Origin of the sequence: Bacillus cereus group sp. BfR-BA-01310 (assembly GCF_022664325.1) — a bacterium.
In the GTDB taxonomy this organism is placed as follows: Bacteria; Bacillota; Bacilli; order Bacillales; family Bacillaceae_G; genus Bacillus_A; species Bacillus_A paramycoides.
Genome location: NZ_JAKUHD010000017.1, coordinates 20,427 through 43,232, shown reverse-complemented (window position 1 = coordinate 43,232; position 22,806 = coordinate 20,427). Strand labels below are relative to the sequence as shown.

Genomic DNA, 22,806 nt, shown 5'->3' with positions numbered 1-22,806 from the left:
ATGAACTACCTGTAAAAACACTTATAAAGGTAATAAACAGAAAAATTTATATTACGATGATACCCAATAAAAAAAGAATAAAGTATGATATGGAGAATAGTTTTTAACCTTAATAAAATAAAAGGACAGCTTCCCTATTTTATTACTAATGGGGAAACTGTCTACTTACGGACTACATCTTATTCATCACTTCTTTTATATACCGTTATTCCTTACTCGTAAAAAGAGAAGGAAATTGGACGATTGGGATTTTTTATTACCCTCCTTCAAAAAATAAACAGCAACGCCTATTTCACCGTTGCTGTTCTTCTTTCAAAATATGCATGAAGACGATACTCACATATCTCCTTCGTCCATTCGAATAAAATTTCTTCATCTTCTTTTCTAACATCCATATTTAGAGAAAATAAGTTTTCATCAAATGATAGTAAACCTTTCGAACTACCACTCCATTTTGTCATTGGCATTGTAGCGATTAGTTTACTAACTTTTTCTTCATCATATTCCCACATACGTTGTGCTTGCTTATCGCTAAAATCAATTCGCTTACGGTATTCTTTTTCCATTAAGAATTTATGGAAGAATGGTGCAACTTCTTCTGGAGAGATAGGATGGTACCATCTCTCTTTCCCGCGTTGTAACATCGCTAACAGTAACAGCATTTTATAGCTTTTTGCCATTCCTGTCTTTTCAACTTCTTGTAACCACGCTTCATAATGTAAAAATACTGCTTTTTCCTGTTCTGTTAATTCATCATTCCATGCCAAAAAGCCAACATATGATTTAAACTCTTGTCGATATTCTTTACTCTCTTCTGTACCAAGTTTATGTAATTCTAAATATATCGGTCTACGCCCAAGATCCATTTTTACAGTTTGATAGCTATGCTGCAGTTTTTCTTTTCTCGGCATTTTCTTTTTCATCAGTTCATCTAATAACTGCTTTGCTTTCAATTCAAACTCTACTGTACATCCATCTGGCAATATATTTTGTGTGCCGTTTCCTTTCGCCTTTCCATCATCAACTCGAAGCATTTGCATTTTTATATCTGCATTTCGGTAATTTGCAATTAAATCGATTACAACGCAAGACTCTTTTTGTTCATGTAATCGTAATCCACGACCAATTTGCTGTGTAAAAATCGTTAATGATTCTGTCGGACGCACAAATAAAAGTGTATCAACAGATGGAATATCAACACCTTCATTAAATAAATCTACTGTGAAAATAGCCTCTAATTCGTTACTATCCAGCTGTTTAATTGCATCTTCTCTCGAAATATGTTTTGTTTCCGAATGAAGCGATATTGTATTATATCCATTCTCATTAAAATATGTAGACAAAAAGACCGCTTGCCTAATACTTGAACAGAAGACAATCGTTCTCGTTTTCTTATATTTCTTCCAAGCCTCTAAAATATTTAAGGCTAGTTCCTCTCTTAACTGAACTTGTGCAAGTTCCTCACGATCATACTTATTACCTATCCAACGTATTTGCGAATAATCAGTCTCATCATGTACTCCATAATAATGAAACGGAGATAACCACCCACGTTGAATCGCCTCCATAAAATCAATACGGTATGCAACATTTCCATCACAAATTGAATAAATATCTCGAAAGTCATTACGATCTGGTGTTGCCGTTATTCCCAATAAAAAATTAGGTTTAAAATAATCTAGCACCCTTTGATAACTATTTGCTGCCGCATGGTGGAACTCGTCTACAATAATAAGGTCAAAATCATTAGGAGAGAAGTTTTCTAAATGACGCTTTCTACTCAACGTTTGAATAGATGCAAAAACAACATCCTTCTCGCCCTCTTTTTTCTTTCCATTATAAATTCCCGTAGTCTTATTATCGATTACACGCAGAAAAGATTTTTCTGCCTGATTTAATATTTCTTCTAAATGTGCAATAAATAGAACTCGTTTAAAACGTTCCGCAAAGAAAGCCGCTAAATACGTTTTTCCAAGCCCTGTCGCCATAACAACCATCGCTTTGTTGTATCCTTCTTCTAATACATTCTCTAATTGCTCTAACGCAGGGATTTGTGCAAAGCGTGGCGCAATCTTAGTTTCATATACAGCAGATTCCTCCGACTCAATTTCTGCTCCTGAGCTCGCAGTATAATCCTCTTTTCCAGAAGGCATCATCATCTCAATCTCTTCTTGCTTTGTCCAAGTTCGGACCAAATTCGAATGAGTTGTATGAAATTCTTCGTACAATTTACGATATTGTTTAATTGTTTCTATATTGATAGACTGAGTTGCTTCATTCATATGAATATAGAAAAATTGATCAATTGCCTCTGAAAAAGCTTCCTCCCCAACACTCTCTTTCACAAGCAAGCTCCACTCCACTCCACTTATTAACGCAGAACGAGACATATTAGAAGAACCAACAATCATAACTCCATCGCTCTCACGCTCAAATAAATAAGCCTTTGGATGAAATGATTTTCCTGCGCTCTTCCATAATCGAATCTCAATGTCAGGGTGAATTTGATACAATTTCTCTAAAGCATCTGGCTGCGTAATATACAAATAATCCCCTGTACAAATCTTAATATCCACATTTTTTTCCGCTGCTGCCCTTAAGAGAGAGGCTAACACATCTACCCCCGATTTCATAACAAACGAAGTTAAAATGTAAATCGATTTTGCATCACCCATATAACGCTCTAGCTTATGGATCAAATTATTCGTAACAAGCTGAACATTAGTCATCATGTACCTCAACTAAAAAAATTCTCTCCTGAAAACCACCACGTTTTTCTGCCTTCTGTTTACGCACTTTCTCAACATCTTCTAACGTTACACCTTCATATTGTGCTAATGCATTCACTAACTCTAACAGATCAGCTAATTCCTCTACTTTATGCTCTTTACTTTCGGCTTCTAAATACTCAGCTAACTCCTCTTGTGTTTTCTTGCTCACTTCTTCTATGTATTCTTTTTCATCTAGTATTCTAGTTGTAAATGTTTTTCCGTTATTCTCAATAATTTCTGGTATACGGTCTCTTACTAATTTGTTGTAGATTGGCATTTGAATTCCTCCAGGGTTAGGGATTTAATTCTCTAATTATACCATATAAGATTTAGTGCTTTTCTTTCTGTTTACATGCGATAGCTACTTAAACAATACATTCTAATCCAATAAATAAGGCCGTATCAAAAGCATACTACGATGTCATTTTGATACAGCCTTATCTTATCTACTAATGCTACTATCCCCTTAATCATTTTAGGGTCATAAAGGTATTAAAAATCAAATCTACCTACAAAACATTACCATCCTTTATATAATCATAGAGCTTATTATCAACTGATTTCTCCATAATCATATTCATCGTAACAACCGGTAGCTCTTTTCCATTTTTGTCTTGCATTTCAGTTTGTTCTACACTCGCTTTATCGGGTGTAGCCTTCCCTAAATAATAAAAGTCGCTTCCCTCGTCATCATCTTTTTTCACAAAAATATGCACATCGATATTATTTTCTTTAGCATCAATAATTGTATGAATTTCCTTTGACTTTAATGTTCTATTACTTCTTGTATACCATTTAAGAACATCTTGATTAAGGAATTCATCACCATAGTTCACACTGGATTCTACCTCATCATTTTTATGGTATGTGATAAATATTGGACACGTATAGTATTTAGTTTTATAACCATATACAGTTGAGCTCTCATCATTGTGCCAATTTAAAAGTTTACATACATCTTTTCTTGAATATTTTTTATATATAGTCAGGTTACTATCACACTCATAGTTTTTGCCCTTTTCTTTCGCACTTCTAATGATGTCCATAACCATATACTTAAAGTATTCGTTATGTTCTAAACTTTTCCGAATTGAATCATTAAACATATATGCCTTCTCATCCTGCAAAGTGAGAATTGGCTTTTCCCCATATTTTTTTTGGTTGTTTTGTGAGAAAAACTCTAATTCAAAAATTCGTTGCACAGAAGTAATCGTCTCATCATCTGTTAAGCAATTAGATTTTTCAAGTTGTTTTAAATACTCATCTTTATCAACTTTTCCTTGCTTTAGTAATAATTCTAATAAAACAATTTCATTTTTACGTTTTCCATTCAATACTTCCAACGAAAACATTGTTAAAACTTTATTTTCGTACTCTGTTAATGCAGGGACATCTTCTTTCATTTTCAATAGAAACTGATAATAGTTCGAATATCCTTCTGCAAGTACAACCGGATCAATAGAATGGTTTACTATAAAGTCATATAGATATGGAATTCTTCCTATTCTATTTTTCAACTCAACAAAAGCTTCCTTTAATACTTTCATTGCTGTTAAATTACTATTATTAATCGCTTTAAAGATTTGCTTTTTCGCAATCTCTTCAAAGTTAACTGTTGAAATACCTTTAATATAACTCGTATCATTTGTATATCTACGTATATTATCTTTATTTTGTGATCTATCTCCTGAAAGGGCAATCGGAATTAAATAGTTGTTTTTATAGTTTCCAATAAAATCAATAATCGTAACAAAATCTTTCGAATCGTGTTTTCGAAGTCCACGCCCCAACTGCTGTATAAAGATAATACTTGATTGAGTTTGTCTTAACATAACAACTTGATTCACACTTGGAATATCAATTCCTTCATTAAAAATATCTACTGTTAAAATATAATCAAGTATGCCATTCTCTAATTGATTCACGCGCAGTTCTCTTTCCTGTTGGGAATGATCGCCGGTTAATGCAAATGTGCGAAAGCCTCTATTATTTAAGGCATGTGACAATTGTTCTGCCTCATCTTTTCGACTACAAAACATTAGCCCTGTTACCTTTTCACCAGAAAAACCGTAATATTTTACTTTTTCAACTATATGATCCACTCGTTCTTCTGTAACAAGTTTAGATAAAACAGTAGTGTCATCTATCTTTTCACCATTATATTCAAAATCAGTTACTCCAAAATAATGGAAAGGGCAAAGCATATCTTCTTCAAGTGCTTCTTGCAAACGAATTTCATAAGCAATATTGTAATCAAATAGCTCATAAATATTAAAATTGTCTGTACGTTCAGGTGTAGCAGTCATTCCCATTAAAAATTTAGGTTTAAAATAATCAATAACCCTATGATAAGAACTAGCACCAGCTTTATGAACTTCATCTATTAAAATATAATCGAATAGCTCAGGATCAAATTGATGTAAAGTGTCCTCTTTTGAAATGGTTTGGATCGTCGCAAATAAATATTTAGCATTCATTTGCTTATTTGATCCTGATAAAATCCCAAAATCCTCATCGGCTCCACCAAGAACTTTTTGAAAATCTGATTTTGCTTTATTTAATATTTGCTCTCGATGAACAATAAATAGCATCCGTTTAGGTGCAAAATTTCTGACATCAAATGCTGAAAGATATGTCTTCCCCGTTCCTGTTGCAGAGATAACTAATCCTTTTTCTTTTCCAGCGTCTCGAATAGCTTGTATTTCTTTTAACGCAGCTTGTTGCATTTTATTTGGAGTAATTTTCAAAGCTTCTTCAATTGAATTATGATATTGACCAGGTAATTCTATACCTCGATCTAGTAACTTATTTTCTGCAACTTGTTCATATATTGTTTCGTAATTTCCAATTAACTCTTCAGTTAATACTTGAGAATGCTCCCAAACTTCTTCAAATTGATTCTTAAAATGCTGTACAATCTCTCCATCTTCATGCGATGTTAACTTAACGTTCCATTCATAGTTTACCTTCAAAGCATGTGCAGTCAGATTTGAACTACCGACAATTAATGAACAATGTGTTTTGTTATCAAATATGTATCCCTTTGAATGAAAACCAGATAAATTTGTTAATCTTACTTCTACATTTTCAAGTTTCATTAACTCTCTAAACACTTTTGGTGTATTAAAATTTAAGAATGTAGATGTTAATATACGTCCTTTAACCCCTTTTTGTTTAAGATCAAGGAAATGTGATTTTAAAGTCGCTAGCCCACTTTCCGTAATAAAAGCCACTGAGAAAATAAAGGCTGTACTATTTTCAAGTTCTTCCAACAATGAGCTTAAAACATTTTCATTTTTCTTCGTATTGTTTACTAATAATTTAGGCTTATATATTCCAGGATGATTATGTTCTTGATCAATAAATCCTTTATATAAAGACCCTTCTAACTTTTGAATGAAATTCTCCATATGATCACCATTTATGACAAATTTTTATACTAATTGTATTACTCACTGATTTAAAGTGCAAATTTATTACAATAAAAAAACTATCCGCATAAAACGAATAGTTTTTAATCAAATTACTTTACAATCGATTCCTTTGATAATTTTTCAATAGTTGGAATATCCGCAGGTGCCCACTCTAAAGCTGCTAGTTCATTCGGATATAACCATTTAATTGCTACATGCTCAGTTAAAACTGGGCTCCCTTCAACAAGCTTACAATAAAAAGTTTTCAAATGAACAATACCAAAATCATACTCATAGGCTGTATAATCAATTTGTTCACCGATCTGCACACTACAATGCATTTCTTCATTAATTTCACGTTTTAGAGCCTCTTGTGGAGTTTCTCCCTCTTCTATTTTCCCACCCGGAAATTCCCACATAAGAGGTAGCGACTTAGAAGCTCCTCTTTGCGCACATAAAATTTTCTCATCTTGAACAATTACCGCTCCAACAACATAAATATTTTTTTTCATAATGTCCTCCTTAACCTCACAGAAACTCTGTAATCGACGTTTCCATACCTTATAGACTGAAAAATACCTTATATATATTTTAACGACTAATATATTTTTAATCAGTAAGATAGTTTTTATCTATTTCTATCTATCACTTTTAATGTAATTAGCCTAACACTCTCATCTCTTTTATATTATATAGAAGTAACTACAAAAATAAAGAGTGATTGAATACTTCCCTCTTAAGCCTCTTTTTTCACCATCCCCCCATACCTTCCATCACACTCCTCCAAAAATACCCTACTCTCCCCACTATTCTTATAAAAACCCTCCCAACCCCTCTCCCTCAAAATCCCCTTCCAAGTATCACTATCAACCATCCTCCTAATCACATCATCCCAATAAGCTATCTCTTCCTCCGTCATATCTTTCGGACCCATAATTCCTTTCCAGTGCTGGAAAACAACATCGATTCCTTGTTCTTTCCAAGTCGGGATTTCTGGTAGTCGGTCTAGGCGTTTTGGTGCGGAGACGGCTAATATTTTTATTTTGTCTGCTTTGTATTGTTTTTCGGCTTCGGATAGGGTCATTGTTGCAGCGTTAATCTGTTTGTTCGTTAGGGCGTTTATAATTTTTTCTTTGTTTTCATAGACGAAGAATTCTAGTTCGGCAGGGTTTATGCCGAATGCTTTGCTTACTTGTACGAAGGATAGGTGATCGTCGTTTCCTAAGCCAGGGGCAACGCCAATTTTGAAATTTTTCTTATCTTTCTTTAGTTGTTCCATTAGTTGATTTGCGTTTTCTATGTTTGAGCCTTTTGATACGACAACGACTTCCCAATCTGACGCTAGTGTTGCGAGCGGTGTGAAGTCTTTATACGTTAGTTTACTGTGGCCTAGTAGGTTATTCGTTATGAGTAAGCTTGAATTTATCGCAAGTACGTGACCACCTTTTTGTTTCGTATATTTCCATCCGACATCACCGCTGCCGCCTACTTTGTTTGTGACTGTGATTGGTTTTGTGAAGATTTTTTCTTCAGTAAGTGCTTTTTGCATCGCTCGTGCTGTTAAGTCCCATCCAGCGCCCTGAACGTTTGGCGCAACGATTTCTACTTTGTCTATGTTTACTTTATTCGTGTGATTTTTTTCCGGGGAACAACCAGCTATTACTCCTGTCATGATCCATATACATAGCAATAATCTTTTTTTCATACCCCTCGTCCTATTCGATACTTTCGCTCTGGTCGTCCAATAATGCCGTATGTGTACTCTACTGTACACTCATTTGTCGCCACTAAGTATTCTAAATATCTTCTTGCGGTTGTTCTGGAGGCACCCATCTGTTCTCCCATTTCTTCTATTGTAATCCCCTCTTCGAATCCTTTTATAATTCCTTTCACCTTTTGTAGTGTTAACGGATCCACACCTGTCGGTAAGTTTTTCATGTCTGGTATTTGTGAAGTACCGAAAAATGTATCAATAAGCGCTTGGTTTACTTCACTGTGACTATGTAATAATTGTTTCTTTCTTTTATAGTCCTCAATTGTGCGAACAAATTTGTCTAACGTAACTGGTTTTATAAGATAATTGCTTACACCATTTCGAATTGCTTTTTCTAACATATGTTTTTCATTCGCCGCTGTAACCATAATTACGTCAACGTTAGGGAAATCAGCATGGATTTCCGGCAACAAGTCTATTCCGATTCCATCTGGCAAATAAATATCTAATAGAAGCAAATCGACTTTTTCCTTTTGTAATAGTTCCATCGTGTCTTTTGCGTTTAATGCTTTTCCGATAACTTTTACGTCCTTTATTTTTGATAAAAACTCCTCTTGAATTTGCGCTACGCGGAAATCATCTTCTGCAATTGCAACCTTCAACATATGTCCATCCCCCTGTTTGTCATTTACTTTCTCTTAATGTTTTCGGAAGGTAAATGGTAAAAATAGCTCCACCATTTTTCTCGTTCTGAATTTCAATTGTTCCTTCTAGTAGATTTACCATTTCTTTCACGTTTGCTAGCCCGTAACCACGATCTGTTCCTTTCGTCGAAAATCCTTTTTGAAAAATGGCACTTATTTTTTCTGCCGGTACTCCTATTCCACTATCTATCACTTCAAAAACAATATCGTGTCCAATATCAGTAACAAAGAAAGTAACACTCTTCTCCTCTTGCTCACTCACTGCATCAAACGCATTGTCGATAATGTTTCCAAGAATCGTAATAAGGTGCGAAACTTTTATATGGGCTGGTAACGGATTAAGGGTGCTATCTCCTTCAATATGAAAATCGATTTTCTTCTCAGACGCTGTTCCGAGTTTTCCTAATAAAATAGCTTGTACTTTTGCATCATGAATTTGATGGAATAAAATATGGTTTTGACTTTGATGAATATTAGATTCTTGCTGGATAAATTCAATTGCTTCTCTGTAGTGCCCTAACTGCAATAAACCAGATAAGACGAAAAGCTTATTTGTAAATTCATGCGTTTGAGCGCGTAAGTCCTCTGAATACTTTCTTACCTCAGATATTGTGTTAACAAGGTTTTGCAATTCCGTCTTATCTCTAAAACTACATACAACACCTACCGTACTGTTATTTTCGAGTATCGGTGTCATGTTTAAAATAAACACTTTATCTTGAAACGCTATTTCTTGATCGTTTTCTAGTACTCTTTCCATATTAAAATCCGGTAAAACTTTTGAAATGTGCTGATGCACATAATCATCATTTACATGCAGCATCTCTTCCGCAGAAATGTTCATCATAGTAATAAAGCCGTTTTGATCAATAGCGATGATTCCTTCTTTTATAGACAAGAGTATCGCGCTTCGTTCCCGGTATAACGCTGCAATTTCATTCGGTTCTAGGCCTAGTGTATCTTTTCGAATACTACGAGCTAAAAGTATGCCGCCAATGACTCCAACTAGTAACACCGCTAAGGAAAAGAGTATAATTTCTTTCGTTCTGTTCAATATGTTAGATTCAATACCTTTTATTAAAAACTCTACTGTAACAACGCCCACGACTTGATCATAGTCTCCGTTATGAACAATAATTGGCGCCTTTGCCATTAAGGCAGGACCGCTTGCACCTTTCCCTTCGAGCGTATAATAACCACCAAAAGTGAGCGCTTCATAGTTATATAGATTGTTGCTCTTTGTACCAATCAACTCCGAATTAAAATGTGAATAAATAACCCCATACCGATCTTCTACAATTACATAATCTGCATCCGCTTGCTCACGAACCTGTTCCGCAATTGATTGAATGGTACTTTTATGCTCGTTATATTGAAAGGCCTCCTTTATAGCTGGCATAAAAGAAAGAGATTTAGCCGTTTGCAGAGCTAATTGTTCAACTTGGCGCTTCGTATCAACAGACTGAATGTAAACAAATATTCCCGCTAAAAGGAGAACGACAAATAAAATTAATGTAATAATTAAGCCTAATATTTTCGTTTGTAGTGACACTTTCCGTGATTTTTTCATGCTCCATATCCTTTGATTAAATATTCAAAAATATCAATCTCCTATTCAATTATTATGACAAAACTCAATATTAATCAACTATTAAGATAAAAATGTCATGTACATAAAGTACAAAAAGAATAAAATTGTCATAATATTGAGATTACTATCCGAAAACAGTACAATTCAACTACAATGAACACGCTTTCATAAATATTATTTTATTTATAGCAAGAGGAGGAATTATTATGGCTCAAGTAAAATCTAGCCGAGTCACCGGAAACATCTTCAAAGGTTCCGTCGGCAATTTAATTGAATGGTACGACTGGTACGTTTACTCTGCTTTCGCTGTTTATTTTTCAGCAGAGTTCTTTCCTAAAGGAGATCCAACTAGTCAATTGCTAAACACAGCGGCTATTTTCGCAGTCGGATTTTTAATGCGTCCTATCGGAAGCTTACTAATGGGACGTTATGCCGATCGTCACGGACGCCGGGCAGCATTAACTCTTTCTATTACGATTATGGCCGGTGGTTCTTTAATCATTGCCTGTACACCTAGTTACGAAAGCATTGGTGTCATGGCCCCAATTATTTTAGTTCTTGCCCGTTTACTTCAAGGATTGTCACTCGGCGGAGAGTACGGAACTTCCGCAACGTATTTATCTGAAATGGCTAGTAGTGGTCGCCGTGGTTTTTATTCAAGCTTTCAATATGTAACGCTTGTCGCTGGACAGATGGTTGCGTTAGGCGTTCAAATTGTTCTTCAGCAAATACTAAGTGAGCCAGATATGAAAGCTTGGGGATGGCGTATTCCATTCATTATCGGAGCGATGGGAGCAGTAGCTGTATTATGGCTTCGCCGCACGATGGATGAATCAGAGCAGTTTTCAAAAATGGAATCTAAAAATCGCGAAAGCGCCGGAACCATTCGCGCGCTTATGAAACACCCGAAAGCAGTATTAACAGTAGTCGGACTAACACTAGGTGGCACTGTCGCATTCTATACGTACACAACATATCTACAAAAATTCATGGTAAACACAGTCGGTCTTCCAAAAGAAGTTGTAAGCTGGATTAACTTTGTCGCACTACTTATATTCGTAGTACTTCAACCGATTGCCGGGCTACTATCCGACAGAATTGGACGTCGCCCACTATTAATGGCCTTCGGTATTCTCGGAACTTTATTAACAGCACCACTCTTCTTCTTCCTGGAAAAAACGACAGAACCAATCGTAGCATTCTTACTCATGATGGTCGGTCTCATTATCGTTACTGGTTATACATCGATTAACGCAATTGTAAAAGCGGAACTCTTCCCAACTGAAATTCGCGCATTAGGCGTAGGCTTCCCATATGCACTAACAGTTGCGATATTCGGCGGAACAGCAGAGTTCATCGCATTATGGCTAAAAAGTATCGGATTGGAATCATTATTCTACTTCTATGTAGCTGGATGTATCGCAATAAGCTTTATCACGTATTGGCGTATGTCAGAGTCTTCGAAGACTTCGCAGATTGAGGCAGAGTTGAGCGGTGGAAATACTTTAAAGAACGGTACTAGTTCAAAATAATGAATTACAGAAGGCCACCTTGAAAGAGGTGGCCTCTTTGTATACTCTGTCAACCAATCCCACATCGACCACACATCCACCCACACAAAGAAAGACCACCAAAAGGCAGCCTCAAAACTCAATCATATTCCCCACTCCACGCTCCACCGCTTTTTCAAATAAATACTTCGCAACTATAATATCTACTACTGCTAAACCAACTGATTTGAAAACGGTAATCTCTTCATCGTTTTCTCGGCCGACCTTTTCCCCACTTATGATTTGACCAAGTTCGGCGTGAATGCCACTTGCATTAAATAAGCCTTCTTTAATCGGAACTTGGAGGTCGCCTGTTTCTTCTAGTGCTGCCTCTTTTGATTCGACTACTACTTTGTTTGCGGTAGCGATGGCGTGGGATGGTAGTTCTTGCATGCCCGATCTAAATGAGCCGACGGCGTTTACGTGGACGCCTTTTTGTAGCTTTTCTGAGAAGACTGGTGTGGATGCGTTCGTTGTTGTGACGATGATGTCTGCTTCGCTTATTGCTTCATCTGGACTTGCGTAGACGTAAGCTGGTTTGTTGAATGTCTCTTGTATATATTGCGCGAATGCATAGGCTTTTTCTTCCGTTCGGTTGTATAGGATGATTTTTTCAATATCCCTAACGGCGAGTACTGCTTCAGCAATACCTTTCGCCTGTTCACCTGTTCCGATAATGCATAAGCTTTTTGCGTTATGACGAGCTAAATGTTTTGTCGCTACACCTGATAAGGCACCTGTTCGAATCATCGTTAAGTAGGACCCTTCTAAAAGTGCGAGCGGTTCTCCCGTTTGAAAGTCTGATAGCATAACAATTCCGTTTATCGTTTTCTTTCCTATCTTTTTATTATGAGGAGCTACCGTTACTACTTTTAAACCGAGTGCCTCAAGTCCTTCCGCTACTGAAGGCATAATTAATGCGGTATTTTGCTCGCTCGCAAATGGTAATGAGCCGCGAATTGGTGTGATCGTTCTTTCTGCGGAAAATTCTTTTAAAGCAAGCGCCGCGTATTCAATGACTTCGCTCATATTTACTAAGTTTCTTTGTTCGTTCGCGCTTATAACTAGCATATTTGTTCACCTCCTCCTTTTATCCTAACAAAAACCCCCGCTTCAAAACATCTCTCGGATCTACAACAAACTGATGAAATCCTGTAATAAATGCCTGCCCCGTCACTTTCGGAACGACTGCTTCATATTTATCTACCGCTGTTACGGATAATACTTCTCCCTCAAATTGACCGTCCGTGATGCATTCGTGGATGAAAGTTTCTCCCTTTTGTAAGGCATCCTTTTCAAAAAGGGTTGCGATTCTTGCAGAAGTCCCTGTGCCGCAAGGGGAACGATCTACTTGCCCGTCAGCAAAGATTGTTACATTTCGTAAAGTGGCATCTTTTCCTTTCGGTTCATCTGAGAAAATAACGCCGTATATTCCTTTTAAATCTTCTTCAAGTGGATGTTTTACTTCCATTTGACTCTCGATATAATGTTTAATTTTTCCGCCCCACGTTTGAATAGCAGATAAATCTTTGAAATCCACTTTCAAACCAAACTCTTTACTATCTACAACAGCGTAAAATGCTCCGCCAAATGCGATATCTACTTGAAATTCATAGTTATCTATTTTGATAGGAACATCTTTCTTGTATACAAATGAAGGGACGTTTTCAAATGATACTGACTCGACTTCGCTCCCGTTATATTTTGCGTACGCAATGACTTCTCCGGCAGGGCTATCAATAATGAATTTTTGTTTTTCGCCTGTCACTTCAAACATACCAGTTTCAATTCCTACTGTAATAACAGCGATAATTCCGTGACCACACATCGTACTCCAGCCTTCATTGTGCATAAATAATACGCCAAAATCAGCATGGGGACTTGCTGGCGGAGTAATGATACAACCGTACATGCCGTGATGTCCTCTCGGTTCATACATAAGAACCTCGCGAAGATGGTCCAAATGTTCCATACAGTATGCGCGTCTTTCTAGTTGCGTTTCTCCCTTTATCTCTGGCACTCCGCCCGTAATGATTCGAAGTGGTTCTCCAGCTACATGCGCATCGATTGTTGTGTATATTTTACTAATCTTCATTTCTATCTCTCCCCTATATGTTGATACTATTTTCATTGCAAGTACTATGCCAAAGTACAGATCACTAAATTCTTTACACTTTTTCTGAAAAATGTAAAGAATTTTATATCCCACTGTCTACTTTTTTATACAGTAGACAGTGGGATATTATTAACCTCCAATCACCCACACACTCACCAAACCCCAATCAAAAAAATCCCCCGAAACCTCGGGGGACCCATCAAACCCTCACCGCCACCACATCCGGCACTTGCTTAGCAATCTCCTCACCAATCTTTATACTAGCCGTTGCGGCTGGGGACGGTGCGTTGCAAATATGCAGAGAATTGATGCCAGGGATAATGCAGAAGTCATCAACCATATTTCCGTTTGATAAAATAGCTTGTGCCCTTACACCTGCATGGGTGGGCACGATGTCTTTCTCTGTCAGTTCTGGTATTAAGCGCTGTAAGCTTTTTAAGAATGATTGTTTACTAAATGAGCGCACCATCTCTTTTATGCCTTCTTTCATATTTGGCATCGCCATTTTCCAAAATCCTGTGTATGTCATTGTTTCCATGAAGTCTTTTATGTTGAAGTCTGTTTTCGTATAGCCTTCGCGTTTGAAGCTTAATACTGCATTTGGTCCTGCATGTACGTCTCCGTTTATCATTCTTGTAAAATGAACACCTAAAAACGGAAATTCTGGATTTGGAACTGGATAGATTAAATGTTTTACAAGATGGCGTTTTTCTGGGACAAGTTCGTAATATTCACCACGAAACGGAACAATCTTCATATCCGTCAATATTCCTGTCTTTTTCGCGATACGATCGCTATGTAATCCAGCACAGTTAATGAGAAATTTCGTTTTGAATACGCCTTTGTTCGTCTCAATTGTTACGACATCTTTTTTCTCAGCAATATGTTCTGCGGCTGTTCCTAAATGTACTTCCCCGCCGCTTTCCTGAATCAAACGTGCAAATGCATAACTTACTCCTTTATAATCAGCAATCCCGCAAGAAGGAACACGGATTGCGCCAAGTCCTTTTACATGTGGCTCAACTTCGGCTAATTCTTCCTGACTAATTTTAGAAATATGTAAATCGTTTTGTAAGCCTCTCTCATATAAATTATGTAAAAGAGGAAGTTCTTCTCTTTCTGTAGCGACAATTACTTTCCCGCACATGTCATAAGCGATGTCATTTTCTTTACAAAATTGAACCATAGCTGCATTTCCTTCTTTAGCAAACTTTGCTTTATAACTCCCTGGTTTATAGTAAATTCCAGAATGAATTACTCCGCTATTATGTCCAGTTTGATGATGTGCAAGTTCCTTTTCTTTTTCAATGATCGCGATTTTCGCACGAGGGAATTTTTTCGTTAAAGCCATTCCAGTTGAAAGACCAACAATTCCTCCGCCAATAATTATAAAGTCATACATCCTACTTCCCCCTTAATATGATGAAAGGCAGGCCTTTTTTAAGACCCGCCATACAAACTTATTTAGAAAAACAACCACGCTGACGCATTAGTTCTCTATATAAATCTTTATTTTTCTCAAATGCAGCTCTTCCGTGCATCCAAAATAAATTGTTTAAAAGAACTAAATCACCAACTGGTAATTTCAATGCATGCGTTGCTGGTGAGTTTTCAACAGAATACGATAAATCTTTCAGATAGTTTGCTTGTTCAATATTATCCGGATAAGCGAACTGATCAATAAAGCAAATACAAGGTGCGTTATTTACATCAAAAAATGTTTCACGATAAACGATTTCTTGCGAATTTTTACTCGGTGGTGCTTTATACGTAACCTTAACAGATGCGAGCGAATGATCTCTAAACTTCTGCAGATCTTCCCAATCGTCTAAATGTAGTAAACGGGATTCTCCCCCTACTGCATTTTGCTCTTCAATTTTCATCATAAGAAGCCAATCTGTCGGTTCATCAACAAATGTACCGTCTGTATGAAGTGTGAATAAACGGTACGCTTGGCGAAGATAAGAATCACTACTATCCGTATCTTTCACATTAAATCTAGCATAATACGTTCCTGTCATTGCATCAAAGTTCGGCGTCCCGATTAAATGTGTTAATGCCGTTGCAAATTTCACATAGTCCGCTGCATCTGTCGTTTCACCTTGCATCCCAATTGTAAATCCGCCCGTTTCACGGTCATGAATAATGCCGCGGATGTTATCCATAAATGATTGCCCAAAAATCTTTCTCATTCCATCCGCAAGATTAAATCGAGAATACGGAATGTATTGTAATGATTGCTCCGAATGCTCTTTTACCTCTTCAAAAAACTGTTTAAGCAATTGCTGATTTAATAAAATATGATATAAACGTTTATGCTCTGGATGAGGAACAATCTCATATCCCTCATATTTCTTTGCAAATTTCATCTTCGTACTTTGTTCTGTAATAATCGACATTTCAATTCCTCCTAAATTTAAATATGAAGAACTTATTGACGCTTTTTACAGACAGTTATCCTTATCTTCTTATGCCGAGATACGGTCTTACTGCCCTAACATCGAAAAAGCCAGTCATACGCATCCACGACATAAAACCGTGAAAACGTACAACTGGCTAATAATTACGAGTGTTCTTTAATCTCTTAAAGTACAATAATAATAGACAGTTTATATGAAAATATGTGTAAAACAGGAAAGCAAGATCGGATATAGAGAAGGCTAATTTCTCGTATGGATCTTATTAATTAAATAATAATTCAAAATATTCTAACTGTCAATTTGTTTTTCACTTTTTTCTCTACACACTTTACACATTTTACAAATCCCCTTACTTTCCGCACATCCTCTTTTTTTCTCCTCTTGTTTTACAACTTGAACTTCACTTATTTTTTTCATGTTCCTTTCCTCCTCAATATAAAAAGCCAGTCGTATCCCTTTAAAGGAAATACAACTGGCTCTTGTTTATGGACATAAATGCGATAAACTAGACAGTTATTATGGAGTTGTTTCCTCGTACTCACCTTGAGGTTGTTCATCATTTAAATAACTTACATATTGGCGATGCAAATCTTTTACCGCACTAACGATAGCATTTTGCGCTTTTCCTTGATAATGATCCGTAATATCTTGAACGATTTCTTCAATACCATCTCGCAAACTATGTCCTCTCAAAATTTGAGCGACGAAGTCTCTACCGTGCTCTGTCGCAAGTGTACATGACGCTTCAATAATGACATGGTATTTATGATCTGCCTCAATTGTAATTGTTAATGTTTCATACATACTGCGAACAGCCATCCCTTTCGGAAGTCTCGAATGTCCCGCCATAAAAAAAGTCCCTTTACGCATATTTCATCCTCCGTTACTATGTTTTGTATCGCTTATACTTGATCTACGTATACTGTCTTTATTCTCGTATAAAATTCTTTAGCAGCTTTTCCTTGTTCACGTGGTCCAGCACTAGAGTTTTTCATTCCGCCAAACGGAACTTGTGGTTCTGCCCCTGCAGTTTCTGAATTCACATGAACCATTCCAACTTCCATATCATCAATAAACCTTTGTGACAAACTTAAATTATTTGTACAAATAGATGCGCTTAGCCCATATTCTGTATCATTCGCTAAAGAAACGGCTTCCTCATAACTTTTCACTTTAAATAAACATATAACAGGCCCGAAAATTTCCTCTTTTGCAATGCGTGCATCTTGATCTACATTTTCAAAAATAGTTGGTAAAACATAACACCCTCGCTGCAATTCAGCTTCTTTCGGCACGCTGCCTCCATAAAGTAAAGAAGCCTCGTGTTTTCCTACTTCAATCATCGATAAAACAGATTGCTGCTGCCCCTTGGAAACACATGGGCCCATAAATGTATCACTATCTAACGGGTTCCCAACTGTAAGAGCCTCGGTGCTCTGCAAAAGTTGATCGCGAAACGCTTCATAAATTTCCTCTTCCACTATCACTCTACTTGTTGCTGTACACTTTTGCCCTGTTGACATAAATGCACCCTTTATCGCAATATTTACCGCCTTTTCAATATCAGCATCCTTTAATACAACTAACGGATTTTTCCCGCCCATTTCTAATTGTACTTTTTTCCGCGTTTCAACGGCTGCTTTTTGAATGATGTTTCCAACGTGATTAGAACCAGTAAAGGATACCGCCTGTATATCCGGATTTCCCGTTAATTCTGCTCCAACTTCAGAACCTTTGCCGAACACACAATTTATAACGCCTACTGGAATACCTGCCTCATGAAATGCATTTACAAGATGGTACACCGATTTTGGCGTAACTTCAGCCGGCTTAATGACAATCGTATTTCCGTAAATAAGTGCCGGCGCCATTTTCCACGCTGGAATCGCAATCGGAAAGTTCCACGGCGTAATTAATCCAACTGGCCCTACTGCCACCCGTTTACTGTAAAGCATTGTACTTTCATTAGCAGACGGAATGAGCTCTCCTATCGGCTGATTTGCTTCCCCTGCATAATATTCAAGAATGCTAATAGCACGCTTCGTCTCTCCTATTCCTTCAGCAATCGTCTTTCCCTCTTCGCTCGTTACATCTTGACCAGTTTCATTTACCTTTTCTTTCAAAATAGCTGCCGCTTTCCATAAATAACTTGCTCTTTCTTGAAACGATAACCGTTGCCATTTTTGAAAAGCTTCTTTCGCTGATGCGATGGCTACTCGTGTATCTTCTACTGAACTGAACGGGAATTCACCTAGCACTTCCCCGTTATGCGGATTATAATTTTTAACGTATGCATTCGTGGAAGGTTCTTTCCACTCACCGTTTATATAATTGAAAAACCTCATTCCCCTGCCCCCACCATTTTTTTATTTTGATAGTTTCGCAATAGCAGCTTCAATAATAGTAAGCCCTTCTTCAAGTTGTTCATCTGTTATAACAAGAGGCGGCAAGAAGCGAAGTACATTACTATAAATACCAGCGCTTATTGTAATGACCCCTTTACTATGCGTTTCCTTCATAATCGCTTTAACCTCTTCTGTCGCTGGCTCTTTCGTTTCTCTATCCTTTACAAGCTCAATTGCAGTCATAGCGCCAATACCTCTAACATCACCAACTAATTCATATTTATCTTTCCAACTATTAAATACTTCCATCATACGCTCACCAATTTCTATCGCACGCTTTACTAAATGCTCTTCTTCGATTACATCTAAAACAGCTAATGCAGCAGCGCAAGCGACTGGACTTCCTGAAAAGGTACCACCTAATTGACCTGGGCCAGATGCATCCATCAATTCAGCTCTTCCTGTTATTGCGCTCAGCGGCATGCCGGCAGCGATTGATTTGGAAAATGTCATTAAATCAGGAGCTACACCGAAATGATCCATTGCAAATAAGCTACCCGTACGAGCGAAACCTGTTTGAATTTCATCCGCAATCATAACAATTCCATATTTATCGCAAATATTTCGTACGCCTCGCATGAACGTAGTCGTCGGAACGATAAATCCACCTTCCCCTTGAAGCGGTTCCAAAATAATCGCAGCAATATTATCACTTGCTACTTCCTCTAACATAAAACGCTCAAAGTACGCTAAAATTTGCGCGTCTACTTCTTCTTGCGTCAGTCCTTCGTCAGCACGGTAATAATACGGATATGGCAATTTGTATACTTCTGGTGCGAACGGTCCAAATCCATGCTTGTACGGTTTCACCTTACTTGTCAGTGACATCGTCATAAGTGTACGCCCATGATAAGCGCGCTCAAACGAAACGATAGCACTTCTTCTAGTTGCTTTTCTAGCAATCTTCACCGCATTTTCTACTGCTTCAGCTCCGCTATTAGCGAACATCGTTTTTTTCTTAAAATCTCCTGGCGTTAATTCATTCAGTCTTTCAGCTAATGCAATATAACTTTCATACGGCGCTACGTGAAAACAACTATGAATAGAAGATTCTACTTGATCTTGAATTGCCTTTACTACTTTCGGATGACAATGCCCAACGTTTTGCATACCAATCCCGCCCGCAAAGTCGATTAGTTCATTGCCATCTACATCTGTAATAATCGCGCCTTTTGCTGATTGCACATACAACTCTGTAATATTGTAAGGCCCTTCTGGCACTGCATTTTTTCTTCTTTCATGTAATATGCTAGATTTTGTAGTTGTAATATCTTTCTTTTCTTTCAACATGGAACATACCCCTTTTCTTATTCTTTCTCTAAGCTAATTTCCGAATCTTGTATAATCGTAAAATCATTTAATTTTTGCTTATCTAACTTTCTAACTCTTAGAAAATAACTTATTATTACTACAATTGTAGCTAGTAATGTCATGTAAAATTGCATACGCATATCTTCTATAAACGCTTGTGAAGCAAATATCGTAATAATCATTAAAAGCGTTGCATATGTGAGATAAGGGAATAACCACATTTTCACTTTTAGCTTTCCAGCTCCTTCTCTTTCCCTTTCTCGTCTTAACCGAATATGTGAAACTGCAACGAACATATACATAAGCATCGTTACACCACCTGAACTATTTGCTAAAAACGCAAACAGTTTATCAGGAGATATAAATTTCAACATCGCGCAAATAAATGCAAATACGATACTTGCAAATATCGCTACAACCGGTGTCCCTCTACCATTTAACCGTGAGAAACTAGCCGGAGCATCACCTTTTTTAGCAAGTGAAAATAACATACGTGAACTCGTATATATACCTGAGTTCATAACGGAAAGTAACGATAGAAATACAACACCATTCATAATTTCTGCGGCTGCAGGTATTCCTGCCATATTGAATAAACTTGCATACGGAAGTTTTAATAACTCCTTATCCGTCCACGGAATAAACATAACTAAAATCGTTACCGACCCGACAAAGAAAAGCATAAGGCGCCATACTACACTATTAATAGCTCGTATAACATTTTTCTCTGGATTCTCAGATTCCCCGGCTGCAATAGCGGCCACTTCACTCCCTGATAACGAGAAAGAAATAAACACTACGCTCAGTAATACAGGGACAATTCCATTTGGAAAGAAGCCTCCATTTTCCGTAATAATAGCAAGACTCGGTCTCTCTACTCCTGGAACAAGTCCAAAAAACATCGAAACTCCTAAAATTAAAAACGCAACAATCGCCACAACTTTAATAAACGCTAACCAATATTCAAACTCCCCGTACAATTTTACTGAATATACATTCGTCATTGTCATTAAAAGAATCATACATAAACTCGCCATCCATGCTGGAACCGAAGGAAACCAATTGTTAATCATCACACCTAAAAGTACCGCTTCAATTGCGATAATAATGACCCAATTAAACCAATATAACCAACCGATTGTATACCCTGCCCACGGTCCAATTGCTTTATTCGCATAAGTCGCGAAAGAACCGCTATCAGGATTTTCCGCTGCCATCTCTCCTAACATCCGCATCACGAGTACTACCATTAAAGCGCCGATAATATAGGAAAAAATCGCTGCTGGCCCCGACGCTTGAATAATCGTTCCACTTCCTACAAACAAACCTCCACCGATAACCCCGCCGATCGAAATCATTGTTATATGCCTAGTTTTTAAATCCTTTTGTAACTCCTTTTTCGCTTTAGCCAAACAATTCACCAGCCCCTCCATTAGCGTGGACACGCACTATATTCCATTACCCCTTGGACTTGATAGTGCTTTCTTTAAATCTCCTCCTGCTTTTAAAAAAATAAAAAGAGCCAGAAAAACAATGTACACATTTACATTGGATTTTACTGTCTCTATCCTTATGGCTCGTCCTCCTGCTAAGGAAGCTCAAGTGGAAAGAAGCTCCGCTATTAAATTGAACAAAAGTAACTTCGGGCTTACAGAGAGGCTAATCACTGTCATCCGATAATAAGTTAATCATAATACAAATAAACTGAATATTCAATGTTCAGTTTCGATAAATTTCCTTAATAAAAAAAGAAAATTACCCGCGGCCGAAACATATACTGTTCAAAAGCGAAAAAGGAAGTGGTCTCATGTACTACGGAACAAAAGGCTGGTACGTAGCTGAATTAAAAAAATTAGGTGTTCGTTATCATGAAGGACGAAAACTAGAAAGTTACCGCGGACACGTCTTACGCACTTTATTAACCGAACAGCAAGAGAAAATAAAAGAAAAGTAATTTACTAGTAAAATGATATTGACCGATTCTCTTAATATATCAACGATTTTTCAAATATATCGATCACAACTCGGAATATATCGACTTATCGACAAATCCCATCAAACTCACCCTCTATGCTGCCAACCAATTACACATTATACTCAGATAATGCAAACCAAAAAAGGTCACCCAATCATTAAATTTAGATAATAATTTATAGGATAGTTAGTCCATTAGGAGGGCTGATTATCCTTTTTTATTTACATAATGAGGTGAACCGAGATATCAATGGCTATCGTCAATATTCGGAAGCTGATATTTCTTGGATCAATTTCTTAATCCGTTTAAGAGTAACTGGAATGTCAGTCACAGACATGAAACTTTTTTCTGATTTACGAAGTCAAGGTGAACCGAGATAAGTGCTAGACGAGAATTGTTAGAAATACATCAAAACAAAATCCTTAAAGAAATTAAAGAGTTGAAGGATAACCTGGTGAAAATTGAAGAAAAGATTGATTACTATAAGAGGATGGAGGAACATAGGGAATAACCATTTTACATTATCATTTATGTCAAAAGTTTAGGGAAGTATCTACTGAAAGAACGCTATTCCTTCGGAAGAATGGCGTTTTTTTGTTTTAGGGGTATTAATTTTTTCTTAACTTGATGGGCATGGGGGGACCCCTTATACAAGATTTTTTAAACTTTATCTAAGTTTTTTAATAATAATACTAAGGTTGTAGAATTCCGTTTTTTTCCTTCAAATGTAACAATTTATGAGTATAAGAATATTCTCCAACTTTTAATGTAATGTAAAATTAGTAAGGAGCTTATTTTTTGAAAAAATGTTAACTAAAAAAAGAGTTAGAAGTGGT

The 22,806-nt window shown here is 36.9% G+C and carries 17 protein-coding genes and 1 pseudogene; 2 read left to right on the top strand and 16 right to left on the bottom strand.

The annotated features are described in order from the left end of the window. Positions 1 to 287 precede the first annotated feature (287 nt). The 7 genes from MR109_RS23285 to MR109_RS23255 form a co-directional block, all read right to left on the bottom strand. Positions 288 to 2,729, bottom strand: a complete 2,442-nt coding sequence (locus MR109_RS23285) for a DEAD/DEAH box helicase family protein (RefSeq protein WP_242274035.1) — start codon at positions 2,727 to 2,729, stop codon at positions 288 to 290. After that, on the bottom strand, positions 2,722 to 3,048 hold the full coding sequence (locus MR109_RS23280) for a nucleoside triphosphate pyrophosphohydrolase (RefSeq protein WP_001123433.1): 327 nt from the start codon (positions 3,046 to 3,048) through the stop codon (positions 2,722 to 2,724). Before MR109_RS23280 ends, MR109_RS23285 begins: the two co-directional genes overlap by 8 nt. Before the next feature lie 232 nt (positions 3,049 to 3,280). Continuing rightward, positions 3,281 to 6,181: a DEAD/DEAH box helicase gene (locus MR109_RS23275; protein WP_242274033.1), complete on the bottom strand. Its 2,901-nt coding sequence runs from the start codon at positions 6,179 to 6,181 to the stop codon at positions 3,281 to 3,283. A gap of 113 nt (positions 6,182 to 6,294) precedes the next feature. Continuing rightward, positions 6,295 to 6,696, bottom strand: coding sequence for a (deoxy)nucleoside triphosphate pyrophosphohydrolase (locus MR109_RS23270; protein ID WP_242274031.1), 402 nt, complete (start codon positions 6,694 to 6,696; stop codon positions 6,295 to 6,297). Positions 6,697 to 6,920: 224 nt separating this feature from the next. Beyond that, entirely contained in the window at positions 6,921 to 7,889 is a 969-nt protein-coding gene (locus MR109_RS23265; RefSeq protein WP_242274029.1) for a tripartite tricarboxylate transporter substrate binding protein, read from the bottom strand. Then, complete coding sequence (locus MR109_RS23260) at positions 7,886 to 8,563, bottom strand: response regulator (protein WP_242274028.1); 678 nt, start codon at positions 8,561 to 8,563, stop codon at positions 7,886 to 7,888. Before MR109_RS23260 ends, MR109_RS23265 begins: the two co-directional genes overlap by 4 nt. A 19-nt stretch (positions 8,564 to 8,582) precedes the next feature. Further along, positions 8,583 to 10,172, bottom strand: coding sequence for an ATP-binding protein (locus tag MR109_RS23255; protein ID WP_242274027.1), 1,590 nt, complete (start codon positions 10,170 to 10,172; stop codon positions 8,583 to 8,585). A gap of 227 nt (positions 10,173 to 10,399) precedes the next feature. Between MR109_RS23255 and MR109_RS23250 the strand changes: the two genes are divergently transcribed. Next, complete coding sequence (locus MR109_RS23250; protein WP_002170618.1) at positions 10,400 to 11,725, top strand: MFS transporter; 1,326 nt, start codon at positions 10,400 to 10,402, stop codon at positions 11,723 to 11,725. Positions 11,726 to 11,836: 111 nt separating this feature from the next. On the opposite strand, the gene MR109_RS23245 is transcribed toward MR109_RS23250, so the two are convergent. The 9 genes from MR109_RS23245 to MR109_RS23210 form a co-directional block, all read right to left on the bottom strand. Next, entirely contained in the window at positions 11,837 to 12,814 is a 978-nt protein-coding gene (locus MR109_RS23245) for an ornithine cyclodeaminase family protein (protein ID WP_242274026.1), read from the bottom strand. Between the two features lie 19 nt (positions 12,815 to 12,833). Continuing rightward, entirely contained in the window at positions 12,834 to 13,838 is a 1,005-nt protein-coding gene (locus MR109_RS23240) for a proline racemase family protein (RefSeq protein ID WP_242274025.1), read from the bottom strand. A gap of 220 nt (positions 13,839 to 14,058) precedes the next feature. After that, positions 14,059 to 15,261: an L-2-hydroxyglutarate oxidase gene (lhgO, locus tag MR109_RS23235; protein WP_242274023.1), complete on the bottom strand. Its 1,203-nt coding sequence runs from the start codon at positions 15,259 to 15,261 to the stop codon at positions 14,059 to 14,061. A gap of 58 nt (positions 15,262 to 15,319) precedes the next feature. Beyond that, a complete protein-coding gene (gene glaH, locus MR109_RS23230) occupies positions 15,320 to 16,258 on the bottom strand; it encodes a glutarate dioxygenase GlaH (RefSeq protein WP_242274021.1) in 939 nt (312 codons plus the stop codon). Positions 16,259 to 16,567: 309 nt separating this feature from the next. Next, entirely contained in the window at positions 16,568 to 16,696 is a 129-nt protein-coding gene (locus MR109_RS30095; protein ID WP_277931082.1) for a hypothetical protein, read from the bottom strand. Between the two features lie 99 nt (positions 16,697 to 16,795). Beyond that, on the bottom strand, positions 16,796 to 17,149 hold the full coding sequence (locus MR109_RS23225) for a DUF3870 domain-containing protein (RefSeq protein WP_002170612.1): 354 nt from the start codon (positions 17,147 to 17,149) through the stop codon (positions 16,796 to 16,798). Positions 17,150 to 17,181: 32 nt separating this feature from the next. Then, on the bottom strand, positions 17,182 to 18,624 hold the full coding sequence (locus tag MR109_RS23220) for an aldehyde dehydrogenase family protein (protein ID WP_242274019.1): 1,443 nt from the start codon (positions 18,622 to 18,624) through the stop codon (positions 17,182 to 17,184). 21 nt (positions 18,625 to 18,645) lie between these two features. Then, the gene (gene gabT, locus MR109_RS23215; protein ID WP_242274018.1) at positions 18,646 to 19,974 is read right to left on the bottom strand and encodes a 4-aminobutyrate--2-oxoglutarate transaminase; all 1,329 of its coding nucleotides are present in this window, start codon (positions 19,972 to 19,974) and stop codon (positions 18,646 to 18,648) included. Between the two features lie 17 nt (positions 19,975 to 19,991). Continuing rightward, complete coding sequence (locus MR109_RS23210; protein WP_025149520.1) at positions 19,992 to 21,416, bottom strand: amino acid permease; 1,425 nt, start codon at positions 21,414 to 21,416, stop codon at positions 19,992 to 19,994. Between the two features lie 289 nt (positions 21,417 to 21,705). On the opposite strand from MR109_RS23210, the pseudogene MR109_RS23205 reads away from it, so the two are divergent. After that, a pseudogene (locus MR109_RS23205) lies at positions 21,706 to 21,949 on the top strand (YflJ family protein). The last annotated feature ends 857 nt before the right edge of the window (positions 21,950 to 22,806 follow it).

Bases quoted from the DNA above. Each gene is read 5' to 3' on its own strand.
- gabT (WP_242274018.1), bottom strand. From the start codon at position 19,974: ATGTTGAAAGAAAAGAAAGATATTACAACTACAAAATCTAGCATATTA.
- MR109_RS23275 (WP_242274033.1), bottom strand. From the start codon at position 6,181: ATGGAGAATTTCATTCAAAAGTTAGAAGGGTCTTTATATAAAGGATTT.
- glaH (WP_242274021.1), bottom strand. From the start codon at position 16,258: ATGTCGATTATTACAGAACAAAGTACGAAGATGAAATTTGCAAAGAAA.
- MR109_RS23250 (WP_002170618.1), top strand. From the start codon at position 10,400: ATGGCTCAAGTAAAATCTAGCCGAGTCACCGGAAACATCTTCAAAGGT.
- MR109_RS23225 (WP_002170612.1), bottom strand. From the start codon at position 17,149: ATGCGTAAAGGGACTTTTTTTATGGCGGGACATTCGAGACTTCCGAAA.
- MR109_RS30095 (WP_277931082.1), bottom strand. From the start codon at position 16,696: ATGAAAAAAATAAGTGAAGTTCAAGTTGTAAAACAAGAGGAGAAAAAA.
- MR109_RS23265 (WP_242274029.1), bottom strand. From the start codon at position 7,889: ATGAAAAAAAGATTATTGCTATGTATATGGATCATGACAGGAGTAATA.
- MR109_RS23245 (WP_242274026.1), bottom strand. From the start codon at position 12,814: ATGCTAGTTATAAGCGCGAACGAACAAAGAAACTTAGTAAATATGAGC.
- MR109_RS23220 (WP_242274019.1), bottom strand. From the start codon at position 18,624: ATGAGGTTTTTCAATTATATAAACGGTGAGTGGAAAGAACCTTCCACG.
- MR109_RS23240 (WP_242274025.1), bottom strand. From the start codon at position 13,838: ATGAAGATTAGTAAAATATACACAACAATCGATGCGCATGTAGCTGGA.
- lhgO (WP_242274023.1), bottom strand. From the start codon at position 15,261: ATGTATGACTTTATAATTATTGGCGGAGGAATTGTTGGTCTTTCAACT.
- MR109_RS23280 (WP_001123433.1), bottom strand. From the start codon at position 3,048: ATGCCAATCTACAACAAATTAGTAAGAGACCGTATACCAGAAATTATT.
- MR109_RS23260 (WP_242274028.1), bottom strand. From the start codon at position 8,563: ATGTTGAAGGTTGCAATTGCAGAAGATGATTTCCGCGTAGCGCAAATT.
- MR109_RS23270 (WP_242274031.1), bottom strand. From the start codon at position 6,696: ATGAAAAAAAATATTTATGTTGTTGGAGCGGTAATTGTTCAAGATGAG.
- MR109_RS23255 (WP_242274027.1), bottom strand. From the start codon at position 10,172: ATGAAAAAATCACGGAAAGTGTCACTACAAACGAAAATATTAGGCTTA.
- MR109_RS23285 (WP_242274035.1), bottom strand. From the start codon at position 2,729: ATGACTAATGTTCAGCTTGTTACGAATAATTTGATCCATAAGCTAGAG.